Origin of the sequence: Photorhabdus sp. RM322S (genome assembly GCF_042879395.1) — a bacterium.
Taxonomy (GTDB): domain Bacteria; phylum Pseudomonadota; class Gammaproteobacteria; order Enterobacterales; family Enterobacteriaceae; genus Photorhabdus; species Photorhabdus khanii.
Map to the genome: position 1 here is coordinate 51,788 of NZ_JBHFKW010000008.1, position 25,481 is coordinate 77,268.

General features: G+C 43.2%; 22 protein-coding genes. 14 read left to right on the top strand and 8 right to left on the bottom strand.

The window, feature by feature from the left end:
• Nucleotides 1–15 precede the first annotated feature (15 nt).
• Nucleotides 16–1,461 (bottom strand): PTS transporter subunit EIIC, encoded by a 1,446-nt coding sequence (locus ACGF63_RS07185; RefSeq protein WP_387629766.1) that lies wholly within the window; start codon nucleotides 1,459–1,461, stop codon nucleotides 16–18.
• 451 nt (nucleotides 1,462–1,912) lie between these two features.
• On the opposite strand from ACGF63_RS07185, the gene ACGF63_RS07190 reads away from it, so the two are divergent.
• From ACGF63_RS07190 to nhaR, 5 genes are all read left to right on the top strand, one after another.
• The gene (locus ACGF63_RS07190; protein WP_387629769.1) at nucleotides 1,913–2,764 is read left to right on the top strand and encodes a PRD domain-containing protein; all 852 of its coding nucleotides are present in this window, start codon (nucleotides 1,913–1,915) and stop codon (nucleotides 2,762–2,764) included.
• 121 nt (nucleotides 2,765–2,885) lie between these two features.
• The gene (locus ACGF63_RS07195; RefSeq protein WP_152963532.1) at nucleotides 2,886–4,733 is read left to right on the top strand and encodes a beta-glucoside-specific PTS transporter subunit IIABC; all 1,848 of its coding nucleotides are present in this window, start codon (nucleotides 2,886–2,888) and stop codon (nucleotides 4,731–4,733) included.
• A gap of 98 nt (nucleotides 4,734–4,831) precedes the next feature.
• Nucleotides 4,832–4,993: a hypothetical protein gene (locus tag ACGF63_RS07200; RefSeq protein ID WP_203448966.1), complete on the top strand. Its 162-nt coding sequence runs from the start codon at nucleotides 4,832–4,834 to the stop codon at nucleotides 4,991–4,993.
• A 151-nt stretch (nucleotides 4,994–5,144) separates the two neighbouring features.
• Nucleotides 5,145–6,311, top strand: coding sequence for a Na+/H+ antiporter NhaA (gene nhaA / locus ACGF63_RS07205; protein WP_036843849.1), 1,167 nt, complete (start codon nucleotides 5,145–5,147; stop codon nucleotides 6,309–6,311).
• Nucleotides 6,312–6,525: 214 nt separating this feature from the next.
• On the top strand, nucleotides 6,526–7,440 hold the full coding sequence (gene nhaR / locus ACGF63_RS07210; protein WP_152963564.1) for a transcriptional activator NhaR: 915 nt from the start codon (nucleotides 6,526–6,528) through the stop codon (nucleotides 7,438–7,440).
• A 75-nt stretch (nucleotides 7,441–7,515) separates the two neighbouring features.
• Here nhaR and rpsT read toward each other — a convergent pair whose 3' ends face one another.
• Nucleotides 7,516–7,776, bottom strand: coding sequence for a 30S ribosomal protein S20 (rpsT, locus tag ACGF63_RS07215; RefSeq protein ID WP_021326156.1), 261 nt, complete (start codon nucleotides 7,774–7,776; stop codon nucleotides 7,516–7,518).
• Between the two features lie 350 nt (nucleotides 7,777–8,126).
• Between rpsT and ribF the strand changes: the two genes are divergently transcribed.
• From ribF to carB, 8 genes are all read left to right on the top strand, one after another.
• Nucleotides 8,127–9,071 carry a bifunctional riboflavin kinase/FAD synthetase gene (ribF, locus tag ACGF63_RS07220; protein WP_152963533.1) on the top strand — a complete coding sequence of 315 codons (945 nt, stop codon included), beginning with the start codon at nucleotides 8,127–8,129 and terminating at the stop codon, nucleotides 9,069–9,071.
• Nucleotides 9,072–9,095: 24 nt separating this feature from the next.
• On the top strand, nucleotides 9,096–11,909 hold the full coding sequence (gene ileS / locus ACGF63_RS07225) for an isoleucine--tRNA ligase (protein WP_387629773.1): 2,814 nt from the start codon (nucleotides 9,096–9,098) through the stop codon (nucleotides 11,907–11,909).
• Nucleotides 11,909–12,412, top strand: coding sequence for a signal peptidase II (gene lspA, locus ACGF63_RS07230; RefSeq protein ID WP_036843845.1), 504 nt, complete (start codon nucleotides 11,909–11,911; stop codon nucleotides 12,410–12,412). The genes ileS and lspA overlap by 1 nt, the downstream gene beginning before the upstream one ends.
• A gap of 132 nt (nucleotides 12,413–12,544) precedes the next feature.
• Entirely contained in the window at nucleotides 12,545–13,015 is a 471-nt protein-coding gene (gene fkpB, locus ACGF63_RS07235) for an FKBP-type peptidyl-prolyl cis-trans isomerase (protein ID WP_036843844.1), read from the top strand.
• The gene (gene ispH, locus ACGF63_RS07240; protein WP_036843843.1) at nucleotides 12,996–13,949 is read left to right on the top strand and encodes a 4-hydroxy-3-methylbut-2-enyl diphosphate reductase; all 954 of its coding nucleotides are present in this window, start codon (nucleotides 12,996–12,998) and stop codon (nucleotides 13,947–13,949) included. The genes fkpB and ispH overlap by 20 nt, the downstream gene beginning before the upstream one ends.
• A gap of 121 nt (nucleotides 13,950–14,070) precedes the next feature.
• Nucleotides 14,071–14,892 (top strand): 4-hydroxy-tetrahydrodipicolinate reductase, encoded by an 822-nt coding sequence (dapB, locus tag ACGF63_RS07245; RefSeq protein ID WP_152963535.1) that lies wholly within the window; start codon nucleotides 14,071–14,073, stop codon nucleotides 14,890–14,892.
• Nucleotides 14,893–15,326: 434 nt separating this feature from the next.
• Nucleotides 15,327–16,490: a glutamine-hydrolyzing carbamoyl-phosphate synthase small subunit gene (gene carA, locus ACGF63_RS07250; protein ID WP_152963536.1), complete on the top strand. Its 1,164-nt coding sequence runs from the start codon at nucleotides 15,327–15,329 to the stop codon at nucleotides 16,488–16,490.
• Nucleotides 16,491–16,505: 15 nt separating this feature from the next.
• Entirely contained in the window at nucleotides 16,506–19,730 is a 3,225-nt protein-coding gene (carB, locus tag ACGF63_RS07255; protein WP_036843839.1) for a carbamoyl-phosphate synthase large subunit, read from the top strand.
• A 100-nt stretch (nucleotides 19,731–19,830) separates the two neighbouring features.
• Here the strand turns inward: carB and ACGF63_RS07260 are convergent, their stop codons facing one another.
• On the bottom strand, nucleotides 19,831–20,445 hold the full coding sequence (locus ACGF63_RS07260) for a LysE family transporter (protein WP_036843838.1): 615 nt from the start codon (nucleotides 20,443–20,445) through the stop codon (nucleotides 19,831–19,833).
• Between the two features lie 178 nt (nucleotides 20,446–20,623).
• Between ACGF63_RS07260 and folA the strand changes: the two genes are divergently transcribed.
• The gene (gene folA, locus ACGF63_RS07265) at nucleotides 20,624–21,109 is read left to right on the top strand and encodes a type 3 dihydrofolate reductase (RefSeq protein ID WP_036843837.1); all 486 of its coding nucleotides are present in this window, start codon (nucleotides 20,624–20,626) and stop codon (nucleotides 21,107–21,109) included.
• Between the two features lie 44 nt (nucleotides 21,110–21,153).
• Here folA and apaH read toward each other — a convergent pair whose 3' ends face one another.
• Genes apaH through surA form a run of 5 tightly spaced genes read right to left on the bottom strand, consistent with a single transcriptional unit; the run spans nucleotide 21,154 to nucleotide 25,465 of the window.
• On the bottom strand, nucleotides 21,154–21,981 hold the full coding sequence (gene apaH / locus ACGF63_RS07270; protein WP_152963538.1) for a bis(5'-nucleosyl)-tetraphosphatase (symmetrical) ApaH: 828 nt from the start codon (nucleotides 21,979–21,981) through the stop codon (nucleotides 21,154–21,156).
• A 2-nt stretch (nucleotides 21,982–21,983) separates the two neighbouring features.
• Nucleotides 21,984–22,361, bottom strand: coding sequence for a Co2+/Mg2+ efflux protein ApaG (apaG, locus tag ACGF63_RS07275; RefSeq protein WP_036843834.1), 378 nt, complete (start codon nucleotides 22,359–22,361; stop codon nucleotides 21,984–21,986).
• A gap of 12 nt (nucleotides 22,362–22,373) precedes the next feature.
• On the bottom strand, nucleotides 22,374–23,192 hold the full coding sequence (gene rsmA, locus ACGF63_RS07280) for a 16S rRNA (adenine(1518)-N(6)/adenine(1519)-N(6))-dimethyltransferase RsmA (RefSeq protein ID WP_036843833.1): 819 nt from the start codon (nucleotides 23,190–23,192) through the stop codon (nucleotides 22,374–22,376).
• Nucleotides 23,185–24,177: a 4-hydroxythreonine-4-phosphate dehydrogenase PdxA gene (gene pdxA, locus ACGF63_RS07285; protein WP_387629783.1), complete on the bottom strand. Its 993-nt coding sequence runs from the start codon at nucleotides 24,175–24,177 to the stop codon at nucleotides 23,185–23,187. Before pdxA ends, rsmA begins: the two co-directional genes overlap by 8 nt.
• Nucleotides 24,164–25,465 carry a peptidylprolyl isomerase SurA gene (surA, locus tag ACGF63_RS07290; RefSeq protein WP_387629785.1) on the bottom strand — a complete coding sequence of 434 codons (1,302 nt, stop codon included), beginning with the start codon at nucleotides 25,463–25,465 and terminating at the stop codon, nucleotides 24,164–24,166. Before surA ends, pdxA begins: the two co-directional genes overlap by 14 nt.
• Nucleotides 25,466–25,481 lie beyond the last annotated feature (16 nt).

Genomic DNA, 25,481 nt, shown 5'->3' on the forward strand with positions numbered 1-25,481 from the left:
TTATCAGCGTTTAAATTAATTTGTTGTGCGGGATATGCTTTGTGAAGCTTTAGCTTCTGACGGTACACCGAATAAATAGGTTGCAATACAGGAGAACATGAATGAACCCAGTGAACCTAAAATTACACTCCAGAAAGCGTTGTCTATTCCAGCCGGAGAAATAAATGAGGTAAACGCAAAGACACCCATACCGCCGAAGTTATGTGCTGTCCCAGAATAGAAGCCGACAACAGCACCACCAAGTGCACCGCCAATACAACCGATAATAAATGGACGTTTCAGTGGTAGTGTCACACCATAAATAGACGGCTCAGTAATGCCAAAGAGACTTGATATGAATGCAGTTCCTGATAACGTTTTCATATTCTTATCGCGTGTACGTAGAAATACACCTAATGTTGCACCTGCCTGACCAAATATTGCTGGCTGGAGCAGTGGGGAGAGCATATCTTTTCCCTGTGTCATCATATTATTGATTATTATTGGGATGAGTCCCCAGTGCAGACCGAAAATGACACAAACTTGCCATATTGCTCCCATTATAATCCCAGAAATGACCGGGTTAAGTTGATAGAAAAAGAGATATCCTGCCGCCAGACCATTACTGAGTTCCGTTGCCACAGGGCCAATGACCAGAAAAGTCAGAGGAACGGTAATCAACAGGCACAGGAAAGGCGTAATAAATATTTTGAAGGAGGAATGAAACCAACTATTGAGCTTCTTCTCCAAAAAGCAGCTAAACCATGCGGATAAAATAATAGGAACCACTGTCGAGCTGTAATTAATGAAAGTGATGGGAATACCCAGGAAATCTAAGTGAATGTCTGGCGTCGTTTGAGAAAGTTTAAATGCTTCGGTCATGGTTGGATAAGTTAATACTGCCCCAATAACCATAGTAATAAAAGGGTTTCCACCGAATCGCTTACCGGCGGTATACCCTAATAAAATAGGCATGAAATAAAGCATTGCATCGCCGGTAGCGAATAAAATTTTATAGGTACCACTGTCTATACTCATCCAATTAAATACATTGGATAAAGCGATTATTCCTTTAATTAATCCGGCAGCAACCAGTACACCTAATAGTGGTGTAAAAATACTGGAAATAATATCAATTGCGCCATCAAAAATACGTTTTACACCTTTTGTATTCTCTTTTTTTATCTCTTGTTTTGAGGTTACACCTTGTTTATTCTCGGTTTTTTCTACATTATCCTGTAAGTATTTATTATTAATATCATCGTAGACATCACCTACATGGCTACCAATAACCACCTGATATTGCCCACCACTCTCTACTACGGTGATAATTCCTGTTGTCTGTTTAAGTAATTCGCTGTTAGCTAAATTCCTATCTTTAAGTTTAAATCGTAAACGTGTGGCACAATGGACAAGGCTGGATATGTTTTCTTTCCCGCCTATTGTGCTGACTATCTTATCAGCCAGACTTTCGTACCTCATTAGACTTCCCCTTCTTTGAATTAAGTTGAAAACAGCGAAAGGCCGAATTTAAGTCAAAAAAAAACCTAACCCACCATCTAATAGCCCTGGAATAGGGGCATAGTAGATAATAGATTAGGTTTTGCCCGACATCAGTCGCAACTAAGTCGGTAACAAGCCTAGATTAATATTTAGAAATTAGTTATTCCTGATGATACTTGCAAGTCATTAAGAATAATTTTGGCAAAAATGTGATACTTATCATAAATGCCTTAGGTAAACTGCGCCTGTTGTTGTGTCATTGACTTTATAAAAATTATACCTTAGCCTGAAAGAGGGAATGTCTATATGAATTAGTGTACGGAAGTGTCAATGACCAGGATTGACTAGATCAGGTACAATCAGGTCACGGATATATTTTACCTATTCTATAGGTTAGGGCTGATAATAGTTTATCCTTAGGGTATATCTTTTGTTAACGATAATAAAACTCATAAATAATAATGTCGTTCTTGCTATTGATGAGAATAATAATGAAATGATTCTTATGGATAAGGGCATAGGATTTAATCGGAAAAAAGGGGACAGGCTGCATATTCAAGATGTTGCAAAAGTTTTTACTGTCGAAAAACACTGTAAAATAAATCAGATCCTTTCTACTATCCCTGTTTCAGTTATAGAGTTAACTGAGAAAATTATCACATTGGGTAAAGATTTTCTTGCCAAACCTCTTAACGATTCATTACTCATTACTTTGTCAGAACATTTAAACTTTGCATTTGAGCGTGTGCGCAAAGGGTATCAGATTGGTAATGTCTTGCAGTGGGAGATTCCCCATCTTTATCCGTTAGAATATGAAATTGGTAAACAGGCGCTTATTCATATTAATAACCAGATTGAAACGCCATTACCACCGATAGAAGCCTCATTGATTGCCTTGCATTTTGTTAATGCTCAATATGAAGGGCAAACGATGGGAGATACATTAAAATTAACGAATTTAATTAATAAAACTGTTAAACTCATTCACTACTATTTTCATGTTAACCTTGATTCAACGTCAGTAAATTATTCTCGTTTTATTACTCATCTGCGCTATTTCTTAATCAGACAAAATAAAAATCAGCACTCGTCTGCTATTGAAATGGATTTCTCATTGCAAGAATTGATAGAGGAAAAATATTTCAAAAGTTACAACTGTGCAGTGAAATTAATAAAATATCTGCGAGAAAAATATCAGTGGAAAGTTCCCGATGATGAACTGATTTATTTGGTGATTCATATAGAACGGGTGGTCAATGATAGTTATAAGGCCAGAGATTAATAGTAATAGCAAATGAGTCGTCAAATAGGTTTGTAGACAGGTATTAATTTAAACAATATGAGATAAATAGATTTATGTGGTTTGGTTATTTTTGACAATAGATTAGATGTGGGTGGTAAAAATGAATTATGAAGACTTAGCGAAAGATATTATTATATTTCTTGGGGGAGGGGGGAATATAAATAAAAGTTGGCATTGTGTTACCAGATTACGTTTTAATGTTATAGATGATAGTAAAGTAGATATTGCCGGGATAAAGAAAATTCAGGGGGTTATGGGGGCGCGTTTCCATAGTGGACAGTTGCAAATAATTATTGGTAATAGAGTTATTGAAATATTTAGTGAAATAATTAAGCAATTGAAAGAGAGTGAAAGTGGTTGTGATGACCAAAATAAAAGCCGGGTAAGTCATATTTTTGATATAATCTCAGGTATATTTGTTCCCATATTGCCAGCGATAGTTGGCGCTGGGTTACTGAAAGGCGGGTTGATTTTTTTCTATACGATGAACTGGATTTCAGCGGAGAGTAATGAGTATAAATTATTATATATTATTTCTGATGCGCCTCTGTATTTTTTGCCTGTTCTTCTTGCCTTTTCGGCGGCAAGAAAATTTAAAACTAACGAATTTATTGCGGCAACGTTAGCATGTATTTTAATTTATCCAACATTATCTGATCTTATAAGCGCCTCTGGTGGTGGATATTTCGATGTGTTTGGTGTCTCTGTTCCCGCTATTCATTATAGCTACACTGCCATTCCAATTATCTTAGGTGTTTGGTTACTTAGTTATATCCATAGATGGGTAGACAGATTTATTCCAATGGTATTAAAAATAATATTTACGCCATTGTTAGTCTTATTGATTTCCGTGCCAATTTTATTAATTATTGCTGCGCCGTTAGGAAATGCAATTGGCTTGTATCTTGAGAAGATGATTTTAGAATTATTTTCTGTGGTTGGACCATTTGCGGGATTATTACTGGGAGGACTGATACCTGTTTTGGTGATTACTGGGATGCATTATGCTTTTTTACCGAGTGTTTTTGCTAATTTTAAATCTCTCGGATATGATTTTATGCTATTACCAATCAGTTTTGCCAGTAATATCGCACAAGCTGGCGCTACATTGGCAGTTGCAATTAAAATTAAAGATAGACAGATGAAATCATTAGCATATTCAGCCTCATTTTCTGCTTTTTTAGGGGTAACTGAACCCGCAATGTATGGTGTTACTCTTAAATTAAAAAAGCCTTTTTATGCAGCATTAATTGGAGGGGCAGTTGGTGGGGCTATTGTGGGTGTTTTTTCTATAAAAATATTTGCTTTTAGTATTCCAGGATTGGTATCACTCCCTTTTTATATGCAAAAAGATAGCAATAATTTTCTTTCTATTTTGTTTGGGATTTGTTGTAGTTTCTTAGTTGCGTTTATACTCACGTTATTAATGAAATTAGAACCTAATAGTGAGCCTATGGTATTAACAAATCCACACTCTTCGAAAACTAAAAAACTTACATTACTTTCTCCTATGACGGGTGAAATTAAACCTCTCTCAAGCGTACCTGACGACACTTTTTCTGAAAAAATCATTGGCGATGGCATTGCTATTATTCCTACCGAAGGTATAGTGAAAGCGCCTTTTAATGGTAAGGTTTCAATGATTACTCCAACTGGACATGCTATTGGTTTAATTTCCGATCAAGGAATTGAATTATTGATTCATATTGGTATTGAAACTGTAGATTTACAAGGAAAGGGGTTTAATTTGCAGGTTATGGAAGGTCAGATTGTGGTTGCCGGTGACATATTAGTTAATTTCGATATTTATTTTCTTCAAGAGAATCAGATTCAACTGATATCACCGATTATTATCACTAATAGCGAAGAGTATTGTGAAATAATTCCTGCTGAGAAAAAATCGGTTATGGCGGTTAAGGATTCTTTGCTAATTATTAATAAGTGTTAATTTTTTAAGTTATTTATATGTGTTAATGATTTTCTTAATATATTTCACATAATATGCATTCATGTTGAATACGAATATTTTGCGATGAGCACTATGAAATGACTACTGCTGAACTCGAAAAAATCCATGCTGAAATAGTAAAATTAATGGCAAAAACAACAAAGATAAACCGTGAGGCCATGTGGTATCCGATTGTCGTCGCTTCCTGCCTTATTGGTGTGGTAGCTACCATCACAACTCTGTTGCTCAAATTCATTTAATGGCTCCCTCTGGTTGATAATCTACTTTTATTGAGATGTAGATCATCAATAGATCGGTTATAGCGAATTATTCTGGCTATAAAATCGATTTTTTTCGAAATTATAGTTGGAGTACTATTTATAACCCGATCAATTTCAGAGGTTAATCATCGTGACAGCAATTATTCGTCAATTCCTGAAATTAGAAGCGGCTGGAGGGCTTCTTCTTATCATTGCAGCCATTATTGCGCTGATAATGGCGAATTCGCCATTACAGGGTGTTTATCAGCAATTTCTTAACATTCCGGTAGCAGTACAATTTTCTGCACTGGAGATAAATAAACCTTTATTGTTGTGGATAAATGACGGCTTGATGGCTGTCTTCTTTTTGATTGTTGGTTTAGAAGTTAAGCGTGAGCTGCTGGAAGGTTCTTTGGTGGGGCGTGATAAAGCGGTATTTCCAGTGATAGCGGCTATGGGTGGTATGGTCGCACCGGCATTGATCTATCTGCTATTTAATGGCAGTGATGAGTTTACCCGTCAGGGATGGGCTATTCCTGCGGCAACAGATATCGCATTTGCCCTGGGTGTGATGGCGCTATTGGCTAAACGGGTACCAACAGAACTCAAGGTTTTTCTACTGGCATTAGCGATTATTGATGATCTGGGCGTTATTGTGATCATTGCTCTGTTTTATACCAAAACAGTTTCCCTTGTTGCGCTTGGATTATCGGCAGCAATGATTGCTTTGCTGATTTGGATGAATTGGCGTGGTGTCGAAAAAACATCGGCTTATCTGGTTATTGGCACAATTCTTTGGGTTTGCATCTTGAAATCGGGTGTTCATGCAACGCTGGCCGGCGTCATCGTTGGTTTTCTTATTCCTCTGCGTTGCCGGAATGGTCATTCACCCTCTGAATCACTTGAACATGGATTACATCCTTGGGTGGCGTATCTTATTTTGCCGTTATTTGCATTTGCCAATGCAGGTGTGATCCTGAGTGGCGTTACGTTGAATGGTTTGACTGATATGTTACCGTTGGGTATTGCGGCGGCTCTGTTTCTTGGTAAGCCACTGGGAATTTTCCTGTTCAGTTATATTTCCATCAAGATGGGATTGGCTAAATTGCCACAACGGATTAGTCTTAAACAGATATTTGCTGTTTCGGTTCTTTGTGGGATTGGCTTTACCATGTCCATCTTTATTTCAGGGTTGGCTTTTGAGGGAGCAGGTGAATCTTTCAGTACCTATTCCCGTCTGGGAATTCTGATTGGCTCAACAACTGCCGCGCTAATGGGCTATGGTTTGTTACGAATGGTCTTACCAAAGAAAAAGTGATGGCAGAGCCGTGATAAATTAATTAACTTAGCCTGATAGTTTCAGAAAGAATTTCCGAACTGACTCTCATTTTTGTACTCGCGGTACAACAATAAAATTGTATCGCGGATATTTTATGTAGCGAAAAAACAGGAAATCGCCGTAAAACGGTAAAAATTAGGAATGTATGGCTGGCGTTGATTATCAGACGAAAGCGATACACAAGGAAAAATATATGCGGGTGTCACATCTGAATTTTAATCATCTCTATTATTTCTGGCATGTTTGTAAGGAAGGGTCTGTGGTTGGGGCGGCAGAAGCGCTTTACCTGACGCCGCAGACGATTACAGGGCAAATAAAAGCACTGGAGGAGCGTTTAGGCGGAAAGTTGTTCAAACGCCAAGGCCGGGGTCTGGTGCCATCAGAACTGGGACAGCTTATCTTCCGCTATGCGGATAAGATGTTTATGCTGAGTCAGGAGATGCTGGATATTGTTAACTACAGCCGTGAATCCAACCTGTTGTTTGATGTTGGTGTTGCTGATGCATTATCTAAACGTCTGGTTAGCCAGGTATTGGAAACGGCGGTGGTGGAACATGAGCAGATCCATCTGCGCTGTTTTGAATCAACCCATGAATTGCTGCTTGAGCAACTGAGTCAGCACAAACTCGATATGATACTGTCTGATTGCCCAGTGGATTCTTCCCAGCAGGAAGGGTTGTTCTCGGTAAAACTGGGTGAGTGCAATGTCAGTTTCTTTTGCCGGCAACCTATTCCGGAAAAGCCTTTCCCAGAATGTTTAGAGGAACGTCGCCTGTTGGTTCCAGGACGTCGCTCTATGTTAGGGCGTAAACTGTTGACCTGGATCCGTAATAAAAATCTTCAGGTTGAAGTTCTGGGTGAATTTGATGATGCCGCATTAATGAAAGCGTTTGGTATGTATCATAATGCGATTTTCGTTGCGCCGTCTTTGTATACCAATGATATTTTTGCTGACAATGATATTGCTGAAATTGGCCGGCTGGATGCAGTGCAAGAAGAGTATTATGTGATTTTTGCTGAACGAATGATTCAACATCCGGCGGTTCAGCGCGTGTGTAATAAAGATTTTTCCGCGTTGTTTAATGCGCCATCTAAGAAGCGGACTTAAAAAATAATTGATAATAATCGCAAACAACAAAAAAACCGGCGAAAGCCGGTTTTTCAGTAATCTAAACGCAAATTATTACATTGCGTTGATTTGAGCTGCCAGATTAGATTTATGACGTGCTGCTTTATTTTTGTGGATCAGACCTTTACAGGCGTGACGATCGACAATAGGTTGCATGTCATTAAATGCTTTCTGTGCAGATTCTTTATCGCCAGTGGCGATAGCAGCATAGACCTTCTTGATGAAGGTACGCACCATAGAACGACGGCTAGCGTTGTGCTGACGACGTTTTTCAGACTGAATGGCGCGTTTCTTAGCTGATTTGATATTAGCCAAGGTCCAACTCCCAAATATATTCTATCGAGGACAATTCAAAGGCCGAGGAATATGCCTGTTCAGCCTTCTTTTGTCAATGGATTTGTGCAAATAAGCGCCGTTGTACTGCGGCACTTGTTACGTTGTGATGGCGCAGGATTTTATCAGCTTAGTTAGCTGGAATACAGTCTTTCACAATAAAAATCTCATTGAATAGTCCTGATGAGAAATAAAATAAATATTTTTCGGGATTCCTGCCCGTTTTTGTTGTATGAATCAGGGTTATTAATTTTAGCCATCTTATGATGGTGGGTTAACCTTGCGCTTTGTACAAGGTATAATTTGGCAATTTCCAGGGTATTGAGCCAGCTATGGAGCTAATTCGCGGTATACGTAATATTCGGGCGCGTCACCATGGTTGCGTGCTGACGATTGGTAATTTTGATGGCGTTCATAGAGGCCATCAGGCACTGCTGAGGCACTTAAAACGCGAAGGGCAGCGTCTGGGTTTACCGGTAACGGTTATGATTTTTGAACCACAACCCTTGGAAGTTTTCGCCAGGGATGATGCTCCAGCCCGTTTGACGAGATTGAGGGATAAAGCTAAATATCTCGCCCGGTATGGAGTGGATTATTTATTATGTGTGAAATTTGACAGGAATTTTGCGGCAAATACGGCAGAAGCCTTTGTTTCGCGGTTGCTCGTGGAAAAATTGGGTGTTAAGTTTCTGGCGGTAGGAGATGATTTTCGTTTTGGTAAATCCCGCAGTGGTGATTTTGCCTTTCTACAGCAAGCCGGTGAAACATACGGTTTTGACGTGACCAATAGCGAAAGTTTTTGTGACAGTGGCTTACGGATCAGCAGCACCGCTATCCGTCAGGCACTGCAAGATGATGATTTGGTATTAGCTGAAACATTATTGGGACATCCATATAGTATTTGTGGCCGGGTTGTTCATGGTAGACGGCTGGGGAGTACTATTGGCTTTCCAACAGCTAATTTACCATTAAAACGTTTAGTGGCTCCTGTACAAGGCGTTTATGTCGTTGAAGTCTATGGCTTGGGAGATAAGCCTTTACCGGGGGTTGCCAATATTGGTACACGTCCAACCGTCTCTGGTCAGGGCCAACAACTTGAAGTACATCTGATTGATACCCAAATGGATCTGTATGGGCGTCATATTGATGTGGTGTTACGCAAAAAACTGCGTAATGAGCAGCGGTTTGCTTCCCTTGATGCACTCAAGCAGCAAATTGCTAATGATTTGGTCGCTGCGAAGGAATTTTTTAAACAGCAGCCAGTGTCATGTATCTAGCGGAAAATTGGAATTGAGAATCGAATGAGTGACTATAAAAATACCCTGAACTTACCAGAAACAGGGTTTCCAATGCGCGGAGACTTAGCAAAGCGCGAACCAGACATGCTAAAACGTTGGTACAAAGATGAGTTGTATCAGGTAATTCGTAAAGCAAAAGCCGGTAAAAAAACATTTATTCTGCATGACGGCCCTCCTTATGCGAACGGCAGCATTCATATTGGTCACTCAGTTAATAAGATTCTCAAAGATATTATTATTAAATCCAAAGGGATGGCGGGATATGATTCGCCATATGTACCCGGTTGGGATTGTCACGGTTTACCCATTGAGCTCAAGGTTGAGCAGATTATTGGTAAACCGGGAGAAAAGTTTTCCGCTGCTGAATTCCGTGCCGAATGCCGCAAATATGCCAAAGAGCAGATAGAAGGTCAGAAGGAAGACTTTATCCGTCTGGGCGTATTAGGTGATTGGGAACGTCCATACCTAACGATGGACTTTAAGACTGAAGCCAATGTTATTCGTGCATTAAGCCGTATTGTTGCCAATGGACATTTGTTGAAAGGGGCAAAACCTGTTCACTGGTGTACGGATTGTGGTTCATCATTGGCTGAGGCGGAAGTTGAGTATTATGACAAAACTTCGCCATCGATTGACGTGCGTTTTGGTGCTGTTGATACGGTAGCTGTTTACGAGAAATTTGGCGTGCAGGCATCAGATCAACCCGTTTCTTTGGTGATCTGGACAACCACGCCGTGGACGTTACCGGCTAACCGAGCGATCGCTTTGCATGCTGAATTTGACTATCAATTAGTACAGATTGAGGGTGAATGTCTGATCCTGGCTGCTGATTTGGTTGAAAGTGTGATGAAGCGTGCGGGTGTGACTGCGTGGACAGTGCTGGGGAATTGTGCGGGTGCTGCACTGGAACGGTTATGCTTCAAACATCCATTTATGGGCTTTGATTCACCGGTTGTACTCGGTGATCACGTGACTCTGGATGCAGGTACTGGTGCTGTTCATACCGCGCCAGGTCATGGCCCGGACGATTTTGTCATTGGTCAGAAATATGATTTAGAAGTCGCAAACCCGGTTGGCCCGAATGGCTGCTATCTGCCGGGGACTCATCCTTCTCTGGATGGCATGTTTGTCTTTAAGGCGAACGACATCATTACGGATATCCTGCGTGAAAACCATGCGTTGTTACATCTGGAAAAATTACAGCACAGCTACCCTTGCTGCTGGCGTCACAAGGCACCCATCATTTTCCGTGCTACGCCGCAGTGGTTTGTCAGCATGGATCAAAATGGCCTGCGCAAACAATCTCTGAAAGAGATCAAAGGTGTTCAGTGGATCCCAGGCTGGGGGCAGGCCCGTATTGAGGCAATGGTAGAGAACCGCCCTGACTGGTGTATTTCACGTCAACGTACCTGGGGCACCCCTATGTCCCTGTTTGTCCATAAAGAGACGGAAGAATTTCATCCACGCACTGTCGAACTGATGGAAGAAGTTGCCAAACGTGTTGAAGTGGATGGTATTCAGGCGTGGTGGGATCTGGATCCAGCCGAACTGCTGGGTGATGATGCGGCTAACTATGTCAAAATCTTTGATACTCTGGATGTATGGTTCGATTCTGGATCAACCCATTCATCGGTTGTTGATGCTCGTTCTGAATTTCAGGGTAATTCTGCGGATATCTATCTGGAAGGTTCAGATCAGCATCGTGGTTGGTTTATGTCTTCCCTGATGATCTCCACCGCAATGAAAGGCAAAGCGCCTTACCGTCAGGTACTGACACACGGTTTCACGGTGGATGGTCAGGGCCGTAAGATGTCCAAGTCTATCGGCAACACTATCAGTCCACAGGATGTGATGAATAAATTAGGGGCGGATATTTTGCGTCTGTGGGTTGCCTCTACTGATTACACCGGTGAAATTGCGGTATCGGATGAGATCTTGAAACGTTCTGCTGATGCATATCGTCGTATCCGTAACACAGCGCGTTTCCTGTTGGCAAACCTGAATGGTTTTGATCCTGAACAACATAGGGTTAAACCGGAAGAGATGGCTGTGTTGGATCGCTGGGCTGTAGGCCGTGCTCAGGCTGCTCAGGCAGACATTATAAAATGTTACGATCAGTATGATTTCCACTCTGTTGTTCAGCGTTTAATGCAGTTCTGTTCTGTGGAAATGGGGTCGTTCTATCTCGATATTATTAAAGACCGTCAGTATACCGCGAAGGGCGATAGTCTGGCTCGCCGCAGTTGCCAGACTGCGCTGTATCATATTGCAGAAGCATTGGTTCGCTGGATGGCGCCTATTCTCTCCTTCACCGCAGATGAAGTCTGGAATGAATTGCCTGGTAAACGCGCTCAGTATGTCTTTACCGAAGAGTGGTATGACGGCTTGTTTGGCCTAGCCGCAGGCGAACAAATGAATGATGCTTTCTGGGCTGATTTACTGGCTGTTCGTGGTGAAGTCAACAAAGTGCTGGAGCAGGCACGTGCAGATAAACATATTCGCAGCTCTTTGGAAGCCGCCGTCACTCTGTATGCAAATAATGAACTGGCTGATAAATTGAACAGCCTGGGAGATGAATTGCGTTTTGTTCTGCTGACATCTCAGGTTTCTGTTGCGGCTTATGAACAGGCGGGTGACGATGCGCAGCAAAGCGAAATCGACAGCCTGAAAGTTGCTTTCCGTAAAGCGGATGGTGAAAAATGTCCTCGTTGCTGGCATTACGCGAAAGATGTGGGATTGGTGGTGGAGCACGCAGAACTTTGTGGCCGCTGTGTAACTAATGTTGCCGGTAACGGCGAAGAGCGTAAATTTGCCTGATGAATAGACCCATTTGTTCCACTGGCCTTCGCTGGCTTTGGTTAGTTGTCGTGGTATTGATTCTGGATCTGGGTAGTAAACAGTTAGTGCTGAAGCACTTTTATCTGTATGAATCCGTTCCATTAATACCTTATTTCAACCTGACTTATGCCCAGAATCTGGGGGCGGCTTTCAGTTTCCTTGCGGATAAAGACGGCTGGCAGCGTTGGTTGTTTGCATTAATTGCCGTTGCTATTTCAGTCGTATTGATGGTGATGATGTATCGTTCCAGTGCAAAGAAGAAACTGAGTAATATCGCTTATGCCCTGATTATTGGTGGAGCATTGGGTAATCTATTTGACCGGTTGGTCCATGGTTTTGTCATCGATTTTATTGATTTTTATGTCGGTGACTGGCACTTTCCAACCTTTAATATCGCCGATATGGCGATATGCATCGGGGCCGCATTGGTTATCATTGATAGCTTTTTAAGCCCGGATGAAAAGACAATTAAAGCGGGATAAAAGCCTATTTTACTAGGCGTTATTGTCCAAGTCGTTCTTGTGAATGAATAGTGAACTTGGCTGTGCTCAGGTTCACTTTTTACGATAAAAAACGGCAAATAAAATAGGCAAATAAAATAGGTTCTAAGCAATATGTCAAAGCAGGTGCATGCAGATAGTGCGGTTTTACTGCATTTCACATTAAAACTGCAAGATGGTTCTACTGCCGATTCCTCCCACCATCAGGGTAAACCTGCATTATTCCGTTTAGGTGATGGAACCCTTTCTGCTCCTTTGGAACAGCAGCTTACTGGTCTGAAAGAGGGAGATAAACACACATTTACTCTGGCTGGTGAGGCTGTATTTGGTAAACCGAATCCTGATCTGATTCAATATTTTACTCCGCGTGATTTTGCCGAAACGGGGATTCCTGAAATTGGAACTATAATGTTATTTATGGCAATGAATGGCAGTGAAATGCCAGGCATTGTAAAAGAAGTGGCAGAGGAGTCCGTCACTGTTGATTTCAATCACCCGTTAGCCGATCAGAACATCACATTTGAGATTGAAGTGTTGGAAATTGATCCACAGTTGGAGGAAAACCATGCAGATATTGTTGGCTAACCCGCGTGGTTTTTGTGCCGGCGTTGACCGAGCCATCAGTATTGTAGAACGTGCTCTGGAATTATATGGTGCACCGATCTATGTTCGCCATGAGGTTGTACATAACCGCTATGTTGTGGATAACCTGCGCAAGCGGGGTGCTATCTTTATTGAAGACATCGCAGAAGTACCCGATGATGCGATTCTGATTTTTTCTGCCCACGGCGTTTCACAGGCGATCCGCGCAGAAGCCCGTTCCCGCAATTTGACGATGCTGTTCGATGCGACTTGTCCTTTGGTAACTAAAGTCCATATGGAAGTAGCCAGAGCCAGTCGCAAAGGCAAAGAAGCTATTCTTATTGGTCACGCTGGGCATCCGGAAGTTGAAGGGACAATGGGTCAGTACAATAATGCTGATGGTGGAATGTATCTGGTTGAATCTCCCGAAGATGTGTGGAATCTGAACGTCAAAGATGAAGATAACTTGTGTTTTATGACTCAAACAACGTTATCTGTTGATGATACTTCAGAAGTGATTGATGCGCTTAATGAGCGATTTCCCAACATTGTCGGCCCGCGTAAAGATGATATCTGCTATGCGACGACTAACCGCCAGGAAGCGGTACGGGATCTGGCATCTGATGCTGATGTTGTATTGGTTGTGGGTTCGAAGAATTCATCTAACTCTAACCGCCTTGCAGAGTTAGCTCAACGTGTTGGTAAACCTGCTTACCTGATAGATTCTGCTGATGATATTAAAAAAGAATGGATAACAGGTGTTTCTCTGATTGGCGTGACTGCGGGAGCTTCGGCACCGGATATCTTAGTTCAGCAAGTCATTGAGCGGCTGAAAAATCTTGGTGCTGATTCTGTCGAGGAATTACATGGCAGGGAAGAAAATATTGTTTTCGAAGTGCCGAAAGAGTTACGTGTTGAAGTTAAACAGATTAGTTAAGTAATTTAAAGTACTGCGCCGGATTATGAGCGAGGTTGCTCGTAATCTATTGATTTAAGATATTTATCTGACTGATCGCCTGTGTTAAATCAGGAAAGGGATTAATTCACAGTGAGGGCTTATGGCTGATACAGAAATTCGTGTTGCTATTGTTGGTGCTGGTGGGCGTATGGGGCGTCAGTTAATACAGGCTATCCATCAATTGAGTGGCGTCGCTCTTGGTGCAGCTTTAGAACGCTTAGGTTCTTCTCTGATTGGCGCGGATGCCGGAGAATTGGCGGGTATTGGTAATATAGGCGTTACTGTTTGTGATGACCTGAAAAATGTTGTTGATAATTTTGATGTTCTTATCGATTTTACCCGCCCGGAAGGAACGCTTGCCCATCTTGAAATCTGCCGTCAGAACGGTAAAGCGATGGTTATCGGCACCACAGGTTTTGATGATGAAGGTAAGCAGGCGATTAAAGATGCTTCCGCGGATATCCCGATAGTATTTGCTGCAAATTTCAGTGTTGGTGTGAATCTGGTGCTTAAATTACTGGAAAAAGCGGCGAAAGTGATGGGTGAATATACTGATATCGAGATTATCGAAGCACATCACCGCCATAAAGTGGATGCACCATCAGGAACGGCGTTAGCGATGGGAGAATCTATTGCCCATACTTTAGGGCGGGATCTTAAAGAGTGTGCTGTCTATGCCCGTGAAGGTTATACCGGTGAACGTGATCCGAAAAGTATTGGTTTTGCGACTATTCGTGCCGGGGATATCGTTGGTGAACATACCGCTATATTTGCAGATATGGGTGAGAGAGTTGAGATAACTCATAAGGCTTCCAGCCGGATGACATTTGCAAATGGGGCGGTAAAGTCAGCATTATGGTTAAGTGGTAAAAATAGTGGTCTTTTTGATATGAAAGACGTTTTAAACCTCGATTTTATTTAAAATTTTATTTTTATAACTAATTGATATCGCATAATTAAATTATCTATTATGCGATTTTTGATTGCTTGATATGGTTTAATTAATTTTTTGTGGGTTTTGTTTGTTTTTCTCTCTTTTTTACCTTTGTTTTTCAGTTTTTTTCTCTTTTTTATGGTTATTTTCAATTCTTCACCTGAAAATTAAATCTTCTATGCTGGTAATCGTTTTCTAAACTAACTTTGTCTCTATTTTTGGTCTTATTTTATCAGTTTATCCAGTGAAGTACGCAAAAAAATAATAAAAGTAACATTTTTTGTAGACAACTATCCCTCTCATCATTAGAATGCGCGCAATTTGCCAAAATTTTGCCTAAAAAGCAGCTTTGGCATTGATTTTGACGAACAAATCTGAATTAATATGCACTAATTGTGATTGATTATTCCCTGGAGGGTGTTTTGATTAAGTCAGCTATATTGGTTCTGGAAGACGGAACCCAATTCCACGGTCGCGCCATAGGTGCTGAAGGGGCGGCAGTTGGGGAAGTGGTTTTCAATACCTCAATGACCGGATATCAAGAAATTCTTACAGACCCTTCCTATTCCCGCCAAATTGTCACTCTTACTTATCCCCATATTGGTAATGTCGGTGTTAACTCAGTCGATAAAGAATCACTAAAAGTTCAGGCCCAGGGGCTGGTAATTCGTGATCTGCCGTTATTGACCAGTAACTTCCGCAGCGAAGAAACGCTTTCTGATTACCTTAAACGCCATAATATTGTTGCGATAGCGGATATCGATACTCGTAAACTGACCCGCTTGTTAAGGGAAAAAGGTTCACAGAATGGTTGTATTATAGCAGGTAAGCAGATTAACGCTCAGGTTGCACTGGAAAAAGCACAAGCGTTCCCAGGGCTGGAAGGGATGGATTTGGCAAAAGAGGTGACAACGGAGCAGGTTTATCCGTGGTTACAGGGGAGCTGGACTCTGGCAGATGGATTACCGGAAGAGAAGCAAGAACAGGAGCTGCCTTATCATGTTGTTGCTTATGACTTTGGTGCAAAACGCAATATTTTGCGGATGCTGGTAGATCGTGGCTGTCGCTTGACAGTGGTTCCCGCTCAGACACCGGCTGAGGATGTATTGAAGCTGAATCCAGATGGTATTTTCTTGTCCAATGGTCCGGGCGACCCGGTACCTTGTGGCTATGCGATTGAAACAATTAAAATTCTCCTTGAGACAAATATTCCGATCTTTGGTATTTGCCTTGGGCACCAATTGCTGGCATTGGCCAGTGGCGCCGAGACAATGAAAATGAAATTCGGCCATCACGGAGCTAACCATCCGGTAAAAGATCTTGATCGTAATATTGTGATGATTACCGCACAGAACCACGGTTTTGCTGTAGATGAAAAGTCATTGCCGGCCAATCTGCGTGTGACCCATAAATCCCTGTTTGATGGTACGTTGCAAGGAATTCATCGCACAGATAAATCGGCATTCAGCTTTCAGGGGCATCCGGAAGCTAGCCCTGGCCCACATGAAACGTCGTCATTGTTCGATCACTTTATCGAGCTGATTAAACAGCACTGTCAGCAAAATAATCGTCATAACACCAAGTAATCAGGAGAGAATAAAATGGCAAAACGTACTGATATTAAAAGTATCCTGATCTTGGGTGCTGGTCCAATTGTTATCGGCCAGGCGTGTGAATTCGATTACTCAGGTGCACAGGCTTGCAAAGCGTTACGGGAAGAAGGTTATCGTGTTGTGTTGGTGAACTCAAACCCTGCCACCATCATGACTGATCCAGAAATGGCGGATGCCACTTATATTGAGCCGATCCACTGGGAAGTGGTACGTAAAATCATTGAAAAAGAGCGTCCTGATGCAGTTTTGCCAACCATGGGTGGACAAACTGCGCTGAACTGTGCGTTGGAACTGGAACGCCAGGGGGTTTTGAAAGAATTTGGCGTGACTATGATTGGCGCTACCGCAGATGCGATTGATAAAGCGGAAGATCGTCGCCGTTTCGATATGGCAATGAAAAAGATAGGCTTGGAAACTCCGCGTTCTGGTATCGCCCATTCAATGGAAGAAGCGCTGGCCGTTGCAGATAAAGTTGGTTTTCCTTGTATTATCCGTCCTTCCTTTACTATGGGAGGAAGTGGGGGGGGGATTGCCTATAACCGCGAAGAATTTGAAGAAATTTGTGAGCGTGGTTTGGATCTTTCGCCGACCAATGAGCTATTGATTGATGAATCGCTGATTGGTTGGAAAGAGTATGAAATGGAGGTGGTGCGTGATAAAAATGATAACTGCATCATCGTCTGTTCGATTGAAAACTTCGATGCCATGGGGATTCACACTGGCGATTCCATCACTGTTGCACCGGCCCAAACCCTGACAGATAAAGAATACCAAATCATGCGTAACGCTTCGATGGCGGTACTGCGTGAAATCGGTGTGGAAACCGGAGGCTCTAACGTTCAGTTTGCGGTGAACCCGAAAAATGGCCGTTTAGTTATCATCGAAATGAACCCGCGCGTTTCCCGCTCTTCGGCATTGGCTTCGAAAGCGACAGGTTTCCCGATTGCTAAAATTGCCGCCAAGCTGGCGGTAGGTTATACCCTTGATGAACTGATGAATGATATCACTGGTGGTCGCACGCCAGCTTCCTTTGAACCTTCTATTGACTATGTAGTGACTAAAATTCCTCGTTTCAATTTCGAGAAATTTGCTGGTGCCAATGATCGCCTGACGACTCAGATGAAATCTGTTGGTGAAGTGATGGCGATTGGCCGCACTCAGCAGGAATCCATGCAAAAAGCGTTGCGTGGTTTGGAAGTGGGCGCAACCGGCTTTGATCCGAAAGTCAGCCTGGATGATCCACAAGCATTGACTAAAATTCGCCGTGAATTGAAAGATGCTGGTGCGGAGCGTATTTGGTATATCGCCGATGCTTTCCGTGCTGGTATGTCGGTTGACGGTGTTTTCAATCTGACTGATATTGACCGCTGGTTCTTGGTGCAAATTGAAGAATTGGTGCGACTGGAAGAGCAAGTAGCTGAACAGGGAATTAACAGCCTGACTGTCGATTTCCTGCGTCATTTGAAACGCAAAGGTTTTGCTGACGCACGTCTGGCGCAACTGGTCGGTGTGGCGGAAAAAGAGATCCGCAAACTGCGTCACAAATATAATCTGTATCCGGTTTACAAACGGGTTGATACCTGTGCGGCAGAATTTGCGACTGATACCGCGTACATGTATTCCACTTATGAAGATGAGTGTGAAGCCAATCCGAATAGTGACAAGCCGAAAATCATGGTGTTGGGCGGTGGTCCTAATCGTATTGGACAAGGGATCGAGTTTGACTACTGCTGTGTTCATGCATCACTGGCACTGCGTGAAGATGGTTATGAAACCATTATGGTGAACTGTAACCCAGAAACAGTTTCAACGGATTACGACACTTCGGATCGCCTCTATTTCGAACCCGTTACTTTGGAAGATGTGCTTGAAATTGTGCGTGTTGAGCAGCCAAAAGGGGTGATTGTTCAGTATGGTGGGCAGACTCCGTTGAAATTGGCTCGTGAGTTGGAAACCGCAGGTGTGCCAATTATTGGTACCAGCCCGGATGCGATTGATCGTGCTGAAGATCGTGAGCGTTTCAAACAGGCGGTCAATCGTCTCGGTCTGAAACAACCAGAAAATGCCACTGTGGCGACGATTGAACGAGCGGTTGAGAAAGGGAATGCGCTGGGTTATCCGCTGGTGGTTCGCCCATCTTATGTTCTGGGTGGCCGTGCGATGGAAATCGTATATGACGAAGCTGACCTGCGTCGTTACTTCCAGACGGCGGTCAGTGTATCTAATGATGCCCCGGTACTGCTTGATCGTTTCCTTGATGATGCAATAGAAGTGGATGTTGATGCTATCTGTGACGGTGAACGTGTGCTGATTGGTGGCATTATGGAACACATTGAGCAGGCAGGTGTTCACTCCGGTGATTCCGCTTGTTCATTGCCGGCTTACACATTGAGTCAGGAAATTCAGGATGTCATGCGTCAGCAGGTAGAAAAACTGGCGTTTGAGTTGTGTGTCCGTGGTTTGATGAATGTCCAGTTTGCAGTCAAGAATGACGAGGTTTACCTGATTGAAGTCAACCCTCGCGCGGCTCGTACTGTGCCATTTGTTTCTAAAGCTACCGGTTTGCCATTGGCGAAAGTTGCCGCTCGTGTGATGGTGGGCCAGTCTCTGGCTGAACAGGGCGCAACTCAGGAGATCATCCCGCCATACTACTCGGTGAAAGAGGTTGTACTGCCTTTCAACAAATTCCCAGGTGTGGATCCGATTCTTGGGCCTGAAATGCGCTCAACCGGGGAAGTGATGGGTGTTGGCCGTACTTTTGCAGAAGCTTTCTCAAAAGCCCTGTTGGGATGTGACTCCAGAATGAAACAGAGTGGCAGAGCCCTTTTGTCGGTGCGTGATGGTGATAAAGGCCGAGTCGTAGATTTAGCGGCGAAGTTGTTGAAGCAGGGCTTTGAATTGGATGCGACTCACGGTACGGCAGTTGTGCTGGGTGAAGCGGGAATCAATCCTCGCTTGGTGAACAAAGTTCACGAAGGGCGTCCGCATATTCAGGATAGAATCAAAAATGGTGAGTATAGCTATATAGTGAACACCACCGCTGGTCGTCAGGCGATTGAGGATTCTAAGCTTATTCGCCGTAGTGCACTGCAATATAAAGTGCATTATGACACTACATTGAATGGCGGTTTTGCTACAACAATGGCACTGAGCGCAGATCCAACCGAGCAGGTGATCTCTGTACAGGAAATGCATGCGGAGATTAATAGCTAGTCTGTATTCTGATTAATTGAAGTAATAAAAAGGTGCGCTCTAATTTAAGCGCACTTTTTTTATATTCATTGAAAACTTAAAGGGAGGGAATGAACTCCTGTTATCCCAGTGCCACTTTGACACCTAAGCCAATCAAAACAACGCCAAGCAGTTTATCAATAATCTTTTGAGCTTTAACTAATCCACGGCGTACTGGCGCACTCTGGATCAATATTACCAATAATGGCCAATAGATGGCCGCCAGGCTCCAGATAATAAAGGCATACCATAATTTTTCATCAACACCCGAATTGACGTTTAGTATCTGAGTAAATATTGCCAGGAAGAATAAGGTTGCTTTTGGATTCAGCAGATTACATAGAAATCCCTGCATAAACGCTTTTTTAAAAGTGACAATTTGTCGTGTCTGGTCATCAAGAGTGACGGTATTTCCTCCGCGGGAAAGCAAGCTATTGATCCCGATCCAAATAAGATAAGCCGCTCCGGCATATTTCATCAGATTAAACAACCACGGAGTAGTGGTAATAAGAATAGCCAGTCCAGCGACACAGTAAACCATATGGCAGGCGATAGCGGCAATTAATCCCATCACTGTCATCATTGCGGCAGGACGTTGATAACGTATGGCATTTTTGACTACCAGAAAGAAATCGGGACCGGGAGAGAGCATGCCCAAAGTTGATATGGTGATGACGAACAGTGATGTTTCCAGCATAATGTACCCTATAGTTAATATTAGATTTGTTATTATTTTGATCAATAAATATCTTAATCGACAAATCAAGTATAAATGAATTTTTTGTACTTAAGAAAGTGTTGATCCTATCGACTGGGTACATCCCTTTCCGTATAGTGTCACCAATTTTTATACTATTTGCCTATAAGGTGACTCAATGAATATCAGCTTGATCGCTGCTTTAGCTATGGATCGGATTATCGGCATGGAGAATACAATGCCGTGGCATCTGCCGGGGGATCTGGCTTGGTTTAAACGTAATACATTGAATAAACCAGTCATTATGGGACGAGTAACTTATGAATCCATAGGTCGCCCATTGCCAGGGCGGCTCAATATTGTATTGAGTAGTCAACCGGGTAACGATGAACGTGTAACCTGGGTAAGTTCAGTTGATGAAGCACTGGCAGTAGCCGGTGATGCAGAAGAGATTATGGTGATGGGGGGCGGTAAAATTTATGACCAGTTCATCTCGCTGGCTAGCCGTATGTATCTGACTCATATTGATGCAGAAGTGATAGGTGATACTCATTTTCCTGATTATGAGCCAGATGAGTGGGATTCTGAATTTACTGAATACCATGATGCAGATGGATTAAATTCTCACAGCTACTGTTTTGAGATTTTACAACGCCGTATCTAATTGATAAAACACGCCGATGAACTTTCTTCACGGCGTGTCTGGTTTTAGTGCTGTTTTACGGCTGACAGCGATGGTTGCGTAAAATATTGTTTATCTTCCCAACGCAGCATGGTTAGCTCGCCTCCCCAGCAGCAACCTGTATCCAATGCATAAAATCTTTCTGGTACTCCCTGACCTTCCAGTGAGGCCCAGTGGCCGAAAACGATGGAATACTCTTCAGGGATTGGCAATGGCAGTTCAAACCAAGGTTTCAGCGGTGCGGGAGCACTTTCGGGTTTATCTTTGCAAAGCATATCTAGCTGACCATTTGGAAAACAGTAACGCATACGTGTTAATGCATTGGTACTGAAACGTAAGCGCCCCAGTCCAGAAAGTTCCGGTGACCAGTTATTCGGCATATCCCCATACATTGAATTGAGAAACAGAGGATAGCTGCTACTATTGAGCATGACTTCAACTTCGCCAGCGCATATTTTAGCTGTTTCCAGATCCCATTGGGGCGTAATACCCGCATGTGTCATGACCAGTTTCAGATCATCGTCGCACTGTAATAGCGGTTGTTTGCGTAGCCAATTAATTAATTCGTCTGCATCTGGAGCGGACAGTAATTCATTAATTTTGTCTTTAGGTTTATTACGGCTGATCCCGGCATAAACGCCTAATAAATGAAGATCATGATTGCCTAATACTATTTTTGCGGCTGAACCTAACTGTTTAACATACCGCAGAACTTCAAGAGAATCTGGGCCACGGGCAACTAAGTCTCCTGTCAGCCATAATGTATCCTTTTTGGGATCAAAATTGGCTTTAGTTAATAAAACTCGTAATTCATGATAGCAGCCATGAATATCACCGATCAGATAGGTAGACATAATTAATTAATCAGAGTTGGGATAGCCAAACGGAAAACCGGAATGGCAACGCGGAATGGATCACCATTGTGATCGACCATTTCATAATGGCCTTGCATCGTGCCTAAAGGCGTTTCTAATATAGCGCCACTGGTGTAACGGTATTCTGTACCAGGCAGGATTATGGGTTGTTCACCAACAACACCTTCCCCCTGAACTTCAGTCTGGTGACCGTCACTATTGGTAATTAGCCAATAACGGTTGATTAACTGAACCGGTTCGCGCCCAAGATTACGGATAGTGATTGTATAGGCAAAAACGAAACGCTGTTGCTCGGGATACGATTGGCTCTCGACATAAACACTTTGTACCTGAATAGAAACTCTGGGCGCATTAATCATGGTTGACTCCTGTTATGACTGCATTTCAGGTTGTTCCGATAACCAGTTTGCCATTTTGCAGTATTGCTCAACAGAAATATTCTCTGCGCGTGTACCTGGATTGATACCCAGTTCTGTGAGCTGTTCTACAGTGAAAAGATCACCGAGGCTGTTACGGATAGTTTTACGCCGTTGGTTGAAAGCCTGAGTAGTGATCCGGCTTAGCATACGAATATTTTTGACCGGGTGAGGTATGCTTTTGTGCGGTATCAGACGTACAACTGCTGAATCGACTTTAGGTGCGGGAGTAAACGCGGTTGGCGGTACTTCCAGCACTGGGATAACCTGACAATAATATTGGGCCATGACACTTAACCGCCCGAAAGCTTTGCTGCCGGGGCCTGCTACCAGTCGGTTTACTACCTCTTTTTGCAACATAAAATGCATATCAGCAATAGCATTAGTATAGCTGAAAAGGTGAAACATCAACGGCGTGGAAATATTGTAAGGTAAATTACCAAAGACCCGCAGCGGCAACTCTCTTTGTTGAGACAATTCGCTAAAATTAACGGTCATTGCATCTTGCTGGATAATGGTCAGTTTATCTTTTAATTGCGGATGAACTTGTAGACGTGCAGCTAAATCGCGGTCGAGTTCAACCACGGTCATTTTATCCATGCGCTCACCAACCGGTTCTGTCAATGCGCCAAGACCGGGGCCGATTTCCAGCACTGCCTGGCCTGGTTGTGGATTGATAGCGGTAACAATACTATCAATGACAAACTGATCGGTTAAAAAGTTTTGCCCGAAGCGTTTACGGGCGAAGTGCCCTTGGTGGACTCTATTATTCATTACTGTTTTGTATCATTTTAATTGCTAAATTCAATGCGGTGATAAAGCTTCCCACATCAGCTTGACCTGTACCAGCCAGTTCCAATGCTGTGCCATGATCGACAGAAGTACGGATAAACGGCAGGCCCAAGGTAATATTCACAGCTCTGCCAAAACCTTGATATTTTAACACGGGTAATCCTTGATCGTGATACATCGAGAGAACGGCGTCTGCATGTTGAAGATATTTAGGCTGGAACAGGGTATCTGCCGGCAAAGGTCCTTCTAATATAAGACCTTCTGCTCTCAGATTTTCTAACACGGGAATAATGACATCAATCTCTTCCCGCCCCATATGACCACCTTCTCCTGCATGGGGATTCAGACCACAAACATAAATACAGGGTTTTGCCAGGCCAAACTTTGTTTTTAAGTCATGGTTAAGGATCGTGATAACTTCCCGCAGACTATCGGCAGTGATGGATTTTGGTACATCAACAATGGGCAGATGCGTTGTTGCCAGAGCAACCCGAAGTTCCTCTGTCGCAAGCATCATGACAACCCGCTGACATCCACTGCGATCAGCAAAGAATTCGGTATGGCCGATAAAAGGCACGCCGGCATCATTGATATTCCCTTTATGAACCGGTCCTGTGACTAACGCTGAAAACTCGCCATTCAGGCAACCGTCGCAGGCTCTTGCCAGAGTTTCAGTCACATATCTGCCGTTTTCCTGCTTCAGCTCGCCGGCGATTGCCGGTACATGCAGAGGAACTGGCAATATAGTCAACGTTCCGGCAGCCTGGGGTTCGGGTATTTTATCAGGCGAATATTCTAATAATTGTAAAGGCAAATTGAGTTGTCTGGCCCTGTCCAGAAGTAAACTGGGGTCTGCGCAGGCGACCAATTGTATGGGCCAGCTTTGTTGAGCAAGAGCGACAGTCAAATCGGGCCCAATCCCGGCCGGTTCGCCGGGGGTAATCACAATAGGTTTATTGTTGTACATCGCTGCCATCTAAAATTTTCACATAAGCTGAGGCGCGTTGTTCCTGCATCCAGCTTTGTGCTTCTTCGGTGAATTTACGGTTGAATAACATACGATAAGCACGATCTTTCTGAGCGACATCTGTTCTATCGACTTTACGGGTATCCAGCAATTGAATCAGATGCCAGCCAAAAGAGGAATGAACCGGTTGGCTGATTTCACCTTTATTCAGTCGCATTAACGCGTCACGGAAGGCGGGATCATAGATATCTGGTGTGGTCCAGCCAAGATCGCCACCACGCAGGGCTGAACCGGGATCTTCTGAAAACGCTTTTGCGGCATCAGCGAAATCCGTTTTTCCGCTGCGAATATTACCGGCGATTTGCTGCAACTGAGTACGCGCCTGATCATCGGTCATGACGGGTGAAATTTTCAGTAGAATATGACGGGCATGAACTTCAGTGACTGCGATTGTCGCATTACCGCCACGGATATCATTGACTTTGAGAATATGGAAACCAACACCAGAACGGATTGGGCCAACGACCGCACCTTTCGGGGCTGATTGCAGTTGCTCGGCAAACAGGGTTGGCAATTCTTGAAGCTTACTCCAACCCATATTACCGCCTTTCAGGGCTTGTGGATCAGCGGAATAGGCGATAGCCAGTTTACCGAAGTCAACGCCATGCTTAAGTTCAGACATAATTTTCTGTACTACAGCCGTGGCTTTTTCCATTTGTGCCTGGTCAGGGTTTTCTGGTAGTGGGATCAGAATGTGGCTGATATTCAGTTCAGTATCATAAGCATTCTGGTTGCCAATTTGTTTCGCTAAGGCGTCAATTTCCTGAGGCAGAATGGTGACACGACGGCGAACTTCATTGTTGCGCACTTCTGCAATGATCATCTCCTTACGGATCTGATTACGATAAGTATCGAAATTCATCCCGTCAGCAGCGATACGGAGTTTCATCTGATCCACAGTTATATGGTTCTGGGCTGCAATATTTGCAATGGTGGAATCCAGAGCCTGATCAGGAATGGCGATCCCCATCTGTTTTGCCATTTGTAGCAGGATATTATCCATAATCAGACGCTCAAGGATCTGATTATGTAGCATTTTCTCGTCCGGTATCTGCTGGCCTGCACGTTGCGCATCCAGTTTAACGGACTGTAAGAGGCTGCTGATGTCGCTTTCCAGTACTACCCCATTATTGACAACCGCAGCGATTTTATCCATTTGCTGAGGTGCAGCGAAGGCGGTACTCACTGAAAACATCAATCCGAGAATGAGCGTTCTCCAGTTCTTCATACTTTTCCCATCATAT